This window comes from Actinotalea ferrariae, assembly GCF_019733465.1.
In the GTDB taxonomy this organism is placed as follows: Bacteria; Actinomycetota; Actinomycetes; order Actinomycetales; family Cellulomonadaceae; genus Actinotalea; species Actinotalea ferrariae_A.
In genome coordinates this window covers 1-6,783 of the sequence record NZ_JACVQL010000306.1, presented here as the reverse complement: position 1 = coordinate 6,783, position 6,783 = coordinate 1, and the positions used below count along the sequence as shown (strand labels likewise).

The window sequence follows — 6,783 nt, the reverse complement described above, 5'->3', positions numbered from 1 at the left end:
GGGCAGGTCGTCGGCGCGAGCGCCCGCGCCGCCGCACGGGCGCGCGAGGTGCTGCGCCTGCCCGCACCCGCACGACCCGCTCCCCCGGTGCCCGCCGGCGCCCAGGTGGACGTGGCCGGCGTCGCGGACGTCGTGACGCCCAACGACGCCTTCTACCGCATCGACACCGCGCTCGCGGTCCCCCAGGTGGACCCGGCGACCTGGCGGCTCCGGGTGCACGGCATGGTCGAGCGCGAGGTCACGCTCACGTTCGAGGACCTGCTGGGCGCCGACCTCGTCGAGGCGTACGTGACGCTCGCCTGCGTCTCGAACCCCGTCGGCGGGGACCTCGTCGGCAACGCGCGCTGGCTCGGCCTGCCGGTGCGCGAGCTGCTCTCGCGCGCCGGACCGCTGCCGGGGGCGGACATGGTGCTCTCGCGCAGCGTGGACGGCTTCACCGCGTCCACCCCGCTGCCCGTGCTCCTCGACGACCGGGACGCGCTGCTCGCCGTCGGCATGAACGGCGAGCCGCTCCCGGCGGCGCACGGGTTCCCCGTGCGGCTCGTGGTCCCGGGGCTCTACGGGTACGTGTCGGCGACCAAGTGGGTGACCGACCTCGAGGTCACGACGTTCGCCGACCGGGAGGCGTACTGGACCGTCCGCGGCTGGTCCGAGCGCGGTCCGGTCAAGACGGCGTCCCGCATCGAGGTGCCGCGCGGCGGCGCGGTCGACGCCGGCGAGGTGGTGGTCGCGGGCACCGCCTGGGCGACGCACCGCGGCGTCACGGGCGTCGAGGTGCAGGTCGACGACGACGACTGGGCGGCCGCCACGCTCGGGGACGAGATCAGCGTCGACACCTGGAGGCAGTGGTCCTGGACGTGGGCGGCGACGCCGGGCGACCACGTGCTTCGCGTCCGGGCGAGCGACCCCGACGGCGCGCAGACGGGTGAACGTGCAGGCGTGGTGCCCGACGGCGCGACCGGCTGGCACGAGGTCCGCGTCACCGTGCGGGGCTGAGCCGACCGTACGATGCGCGCATGGCAGACGACGACGTCGCGACCGCGGCCACCGTGGACCCCCGGACCCGGCGCCGTCGCGTCGTCGCCTGGGCGCTGTGGGACTGGGGCTCGGCGGCGTTCAACGCGGTCATCACGACGTTCGTCTTCACCCGCTGGCTGACGAGCTCGTCCTTCGCGGACCCGGCGGTCGTCGCGGCCGCCGAGGCGGACCCCGACGGCGCGGCCGGCACCGCGCTCGACCGCGTCCTGGCCCAGCACTCGTCCTGGCTCGGGTTCGGCCTGACGCTCGCGGGGCTCGCGATCGCGCTCCTCGCGCCGGTCCTCGGGGCGCGCGCCGACGACAAGGGCCGCCGGCGGACGCTCCTCGGCGTCTACACCGCGATCACGGTCGTCATCAGCGGTGCGATGTTCTTCGTCACGCCCGACCCGGCGAGCCTCGAGCAGAACCTCCTGCTGGGCATCTTCCTGCTCGCGGTCGGCAACATCTTCTTCGAGCTCGCGTCGGTCAACTACAACGCGACGCTCGCCCAGGTCTCGACGCCGCGCGACGTCGGACGCGTCAGCGGGATCGGCTGGGGGGCGGGCTACCTCGGCGGCATCGTGCTGCTCCTCATCCTCTTCGTGGGCTTCATCAACCCCGAGGTCGGCTGGTTCGGCGTCTCCGACGAGAACGGCCTCGACATCCGCGCCGCCGTGCTCGTCTCGGCCGTCTGGTTCGCCGTCTTCGCGCTGCCGGTCCTGGTCGTGGTGCCCGAGGTGCCGCCCAGCCCGGCCCGCGCGCGGCTCGGTCTGGTCGGCTCCTACCGCCAGCTGTTCCGCGACGTGCGCGGGCTCTGGCGCGAGCGCCGCTCGACGCTGTGGTTCCTGCTCGCGAGCGCCGTCTACCGCGACGGGCTGGCGGGGGTCTTCACCTTCGGGGCGGTGATCGCGTCGGGCACGTTCGGCTTCACGGCGGAGGGCGTGATCGTGTTCGCGATCGCCGCCAACGTGGTCGCCGGCCTCGCCACGATCCTCGGCGGCTGGCTCGACGACCGGGTCGGCCCCAAGGCCATCATCGTCACGTCGCTCACGGGGCTCCTCGTCGCGGGCGCGGTCGTGTTCGCGCTGCACGACGGCGGCCAGACCGTGTTCTGGATCTTCGGCCTGCTGCTGTGCCTCTTCGTCGGCCCGGCCCAGTCCTCGAGCCGCACGCTCCTCGCCCGGCTCATCCCGGCCGGCCGCGAGAGCGAGATCTTCGGGCTGTACGCGACCACGGGCCGGGCCGCGAGCTTCCTCGCACCGCTCGGCTTCTCCACCTTCATCGCCGTCTCCGGCTCACAGCACTGGGGCATCCTCGGGATCCTGCTCGTCGTCGCCGCGGGCCTCGCGCTGCTCGTGCCGATCCGGGCCGGCCGCCCGCAGGACGCCGAGGTCGCCGTCGGCGCCGGCTCGGCGGCCTGAGGGTGGTGCCGGCACGCGAGGGCGGCCGCGCATGACGGCGCGGTGGGAGCCCGACGTCCTGGGCGACGGCTTCGAGCGCACCACGCTCGAGCTCGGCCCGGCGCCCGACGGCCCGGTCGTGGCGACGCTCGTGCGGCACCGGCCGGAGGGGTCCGACGTCGGCGGCCCCACCCGGCCCGCGCTCCTCTACGTGCACGGCTTCAACGACTACTTCTTCCAGCGCCACCTGGCCGAGCGCGCCACGGCCGAGGGGTACGCCTTCCACGCGATCGACCTGCGCCGCTGCGGCCGCTCCCTGCGCGAGGGCCAGGTGCCGCACTTCGTCACCGAGCTCACCGAGCACGCCGCCGACCTCACCGCGGCGGCGCGCCTGCTGCGTCGGGAGACCGGGCACGAGCGGCTCGTCGTCATGGCGCACTCGACGGGCGGGCTGACCGCGAGCCTGTGGGCGCACAGCCTGCGCCGTGCGGGCGTGGTCGACGCCCTCGTGCTCAACAGCCCGTGGTTCGACCTGCGGGCGCGCTGGTTCCACCGCGTCGTCTCCACCCGCGTCCTCGACCTCGTCGGCCCGCTGGACCCGCTCCGGGTGGTGGCCGAGGGCCCGTCGGCGTACTCGCACCACCTGCACGTGGACCACGGTGGCCGGTGGGAGTACGACCTCGCCCTCAAGCCGGCCGGCGGCTTCCCCGTCCGTGCGAGCTGGCTGCGCGCGGTGCGCCGGGGCCAGGCCCGCCTCGCGCAGGGCCTGCGGATCAGCGCACCCGTGCTCGTCGCGACCTCGGCCGGGAGCGGCCCGAACCGGCTCGACAACCCGGACCTCGACCGCCAGGACACGGTGCTCGACGTCGCGCAGATCGCGGCGCGCGCCCCGCTGCTGGGGCCGGACGTGACCCTCATGACGGTCGACGGCGGCATCCACGACCTGGCGCTCAGCGCACCGCAGCCCCGCGCGGAGTACCTGGACGGGTCGTTCGCCTGGCTCGCGTCCGCGTGAGCGGTGCGGTCGTCCGGACGAGGGTGCGCCTCAGACGACCATGAGCGACCCGGCGCCGACCAGCAGGCCGACGCAGATCGCGGCCACGGCCATGGTGAGCCGGAACGGCAGCCTGCTCGCGGGGCGCCGGACCGCCGTCACGCCCGCGGCCAGGGCGAGCGCGACGGCGACGACGGCGGCCACGGCCGCGGCGGCCGACCGCTGCCCCGGCGCGAGGACCACGACGACGACGGCAGCGGTGAGCAGCGCCGGCGCGAGCAGGCTCGACGCCGTGCGGCCGAGGCGGTGCGGCAGCCCGCGCACGCCGGTCGCCGCGTCGTCGTCGAGGTCGGGCAGGACGTTGGCGACGTGCGCCCCGGCGCCCAGCAGCGCCCCGGCGACGACCGCCCACCACGCGGGGAGCGCGCCGGGCTGCACGGCGACGAGGAAGACCGGCAGCAGGCCGAAGGACACCGTGTAGGGCAGGAACGACCACGCGGTGCGCTTGAGCGGGACGTTGTACGACCAGCCGCTCGCGACCGCCACGACGTGCACGAGGCCCGGCAGCAGCCCGGTCGCGAGGGAGAGCAGGACGCACGCGCCGGCAGCGACCAGCGCCGACCGGCGCAGCGTGGCCGCGTCGACCAGCCCCCGCACGACGGGCTTGTCGGCGCGGCCGACCGCCAGGTCCCGACCCGCGTCGAGCCAGTCGTTGGACCAGCCGATGCTGAGCTGGCCCGCGAGCACCGCGGCCGCCGCGAGCAGCGCGCTCGCCACGGGTGCGCCCGCGCCGAGCGCGAGCGTCGCGGCGATGGCCGTGACGACCACGGTGGGTCCGGGGTGGCACGCCCGCACCAGGCCCTCGACGACGTCGCGCGCGGACCGGGCGGGCGCGGGGTCGGTGCGCGCGGGGTCGGAGGGCGGGCGGTGCACGGGGCGACCGTAGCGGCCCCGCAGGCAGCCCGCGCGGACGCGGTCGTCGCTCCTGGGGCCGGATCGACGACGTCGTGACACGATGCAGCGATGTCGCGCGTGCTGGCCGTCGCACCTGCCCTGCCCGCGCACGTGCACCGGCAGGAGGAGATCTCCGCCGTCATCGGCCCGCTGCTCGCCGGGCCCGCCCTGCAGGCCCGGGTCCGCGCCCTGCACCGCAGCAGCACGGTCCGCACGCGGCACCTCGCCCTCCCGCTCGAGCGGTACGCCGGACTGACCTCCTTCGGCGAGGCGAACGACCTGTTCATCGAGCTCGGGACCGACCTCGCCGAGCGCGCCGCACGCGATGCGCTGGCTCGCGCCGGGCTCGCGGCGGCCGACGTCGACCTCGTCGTCTTCACGTCGGTGACGGGCATCAGCGCGCCGTCGATCGACGCCCTCCTCGTGCCCCGCCTGGGCCTGCGCGAGGACGTGCGGCGCGTGCCGTCCTTCGGCTGGGGCTGCGCGGGCGGCGCCGCGGGTCTGGCCACCGTGCACGACCACCTCGCCGGGCGGCCCGGGGACGTCGCCCTGCTGGTCTCGGTCGAGCTCTGCTCGCTGACCGTCCAGCACGGCGACGACTCGATCGCCAACCTCGTCTCGAGCGGGCTGTTCGGCGACGGCGCGGCGGCCGTCGTGCTGGTGGGCGACGCGCACCCGGCCGCGGCCGGGGCGCCGGCCGCCGTGCCGGAGGTCGTCGGTCGCCGCAGCCGCATCGTCGGCGGCACCTCGGACCAGCTGGGCTGGCGGATCGGCGCGGGCGGCTTCCGGATCGTGCTCGCGGCGGGCCTCCCCGAGGTCCTGCGCTCGGGCCTCGCGGACGACGTCGGCGCGCTGCTCGAGGAGTACGACCTCAAGGTGCGCGACGTCGGCGCGTGGGTCGTGCACGCCGGCGGGCCCCGCATCCTCGACGCCGTCCGCGACGCCCTGGACCTCGACGAGTCGGCGCTCGCCGTGAGCCGGCGCAGCCTGGCCGAGGTCGGGAACCTGTCCTCCGCGAGCGTGCTGCACGTCCTGCACGGCACGCTCGACGCCCCACCCCCACCCGGCTCCTGGGGCGTCCTCATGGCCTTCGGGCCGGGCGTCGGAGCCGAGTACGTCCTGCTGCACTGGCCGGAGGCCTGATGAGACTGCTGTTCGACCTGGTCGTCGTGGCGACGGCGCTCGAGCGCCTCGCGGAGCTCGTGCTCTCGGCCCGGAACGCGCGGTGGTCGTTCGACCGCGGCGGTGTCGAGAGCGGGCGCGGCCACTTCCCGCCCATGGTCGTGCTGCACACCGGGCTCCTCGTCGCGTGCGTCGTCGAGGTGCACGCCCTCGACCGCCCGTTCGTCCCCGTGCTCGGCTGGACGGCGCTCGCCGCCGTCGTCGCCAGCCAGGCCCTGCGCTGGTGGTGCATCGCGACGCTCGGGCCGCGGTGGAACACCCGCGTGATCATCGTCCCGGGGCTCGCTCCCGTGACCGCCGGGCCGTACCGCGTGCTGCGGCACCCGAACTACGTCGCCGTCGTGCTCGAGGGCATCGCGCTGCCGCTCGTGCACACGGCCTGGGTCACGGCGCTCGCCTTCACGGTGCTCAACGCCGTCCTCCTGCTGGGCTTCCGCATCCCTGCCGAGGAGCGGGCGCTGGCGCAGCTGCCGCCGGCGGGTCGCCCGGCGTGACCGACACCGACGTCCTCGTCGTCGGTGGCGGCCCGGTGGGCCTGTCCGCGGCGATCGAGGCGCGGCTCGCGGGGCACGACGTCGTCGTCGTCGAGCCCCGGCCCGGGGCGATCGACAAGGCGTGCGGCGAGGGCCTCATGCCCGGCACGCTGCGGGCGCTCACACGGCTCGGCGTCGACCCGGTCGGCCACCGGATCGAGGGCATCTCCTACCGCGCACCCGGACGGCACGTGGACCACCCGTTCCGCTCGGGCTCCGGGCGCGGGGTGCGCCGCACGACCCTGCACGCGGCGCTGCGCGAGCGGGCCGACGCGCTCGGCGTCGAGGTCGTCGAGGGCCGCGTGCGCGACCTCGAGCAGGACGACGAGCGCGTCCGCGCCGCGGGCCTCACGGCCCGGTGGCTGCTCGCGTCCGACGGCCTGCACTCGACCGTCCGGCGGCTCGTCGGGCTCGAGGTCGACCAGGCCACCCGGCACGGCCGGCGCCGCTTCGGGCTGCGGCGCCACTACCGGGTCGCGCCCTGGACGGACCTCGTCGAGGTGCACTGGGCACCGTCCGCCGAGGCGTACGTGACGCCCGTGGGTGACGACCTCGTGGGCGTCGCGCTGCTCGGCCCGCCCGGCATGGCGTTCGACGGCGTCCTCGCGGGGTTCCCCGAGCTGCTCGCCCGTCTCGGCGACGCGCCCGCGGCGGGCGGCGTGCGGGGTGCCGGCCCGCTGCGCCAGGCGGCGCTGCGCCGGAC

At 76.2% G+C, this 6,783-nt stretch carries 7 protein-coding genes; 6 read left to right on the top strand and 1 reads right to left on the bottom strand.

The window, feature by feature from the left end; translation table 11 throughout:
- The 3 genes from ICW40_RS18510 to ICW40_RS18500 form a co-directional block, all read left to right on the top strand.
- A partial coding sequence (locus ICW40_RS18510) for a molybdopterin-dependent oxidoreductase (RefSeq protein WP_221655471.1) occupies positions 1-996 on the top strand: 996 nt, incomplete at its 5' end.
- A 20-nt stretch (positions 997-1,016) separates the two neighbouring features.
- Positions 1,017-2,438 (top strand): MFS transporter, encoded by a 1,422-nt coding sequence (locus ICW40_RS18505; protein WP_221655470.1) that lies wholly within the window; start codon positions 1,017-1,019, stop codon positions 2,436-2,438.
- A gap of 31 nt (positions 2,439-2,469) precedes the next feature.
- Positions 2,470-3,432: an alpha/beta hydrolase gene (locus ICW40_RS18500; RefSeq protein ID WP_221655469.1), complete on the top strand. Its 963-nt coding sequence runs from the start codon at positions 2,470-2,472 to the stop codon at positions 3,430-3,432.
- A 30-nt stretch (positions 3,433-3,462) separates the two neighbouring features.
- On the opposite strand, the gene ICW40_RS18495 is transcribed toward ICW40_RS18500, so the two are convergent.
- Complete coding sequence (locus ICW40_RS18495; RefSeq protein ID WP_221655468.1) at positions 3,463-4,344, bottom strand: UbiA family prenyltransferase; 882 nt, start codon at positions 4,342-4,344, stop codon at positions 3,463-3,465.
- Between the two features lie 90 nt (positions 4,345-4,434).
- On the opposite strand from ICW40_RS18495, the gene ICW40_RS18490 reads away from it, so the two are divergent.
- The 3 genes from ICW40_RS18490 to ICW40_RS18480 all read left to right on the top strand — a co-directional run.
- Positions 4,435-5,508 (top strand): type III polyketide synthase, encoded by a 1,074-nt coding sequence (locus ICW40_RS18490; RefSeq protein ID WP_221655467.1) that lies wholly within the window; start codon positions 4,435-4,437, stop codon positions 5,506-5,508.
- A complete protein-coding gene (locus tag ICW40_RS18485; RefSeq protein ID WP_221655466.1) occupies positions 5,508-6,041 on the top strand; it encodes an isoprenylcysteine carboxyl methyltransferase family protein in 534 nt (177 codons plus the stop codon). Before ICW40_RS18490 ends, ICW40_RS18485 begins: the two co-directional genes overlap by 1 nt.
- Positions 6,038-6,783, top strand: a 746-nt coding sequence (locus ICW40_RS18480) for an NAD(P)/FAD-dependent oxidoreductase (protein WP_308121904.1), incomplete at its 3' end; no start/stop codon positions are given. The genes ICW40_RS18485 and ICW40_RS18480, both read left to right, overlap by 4 nt.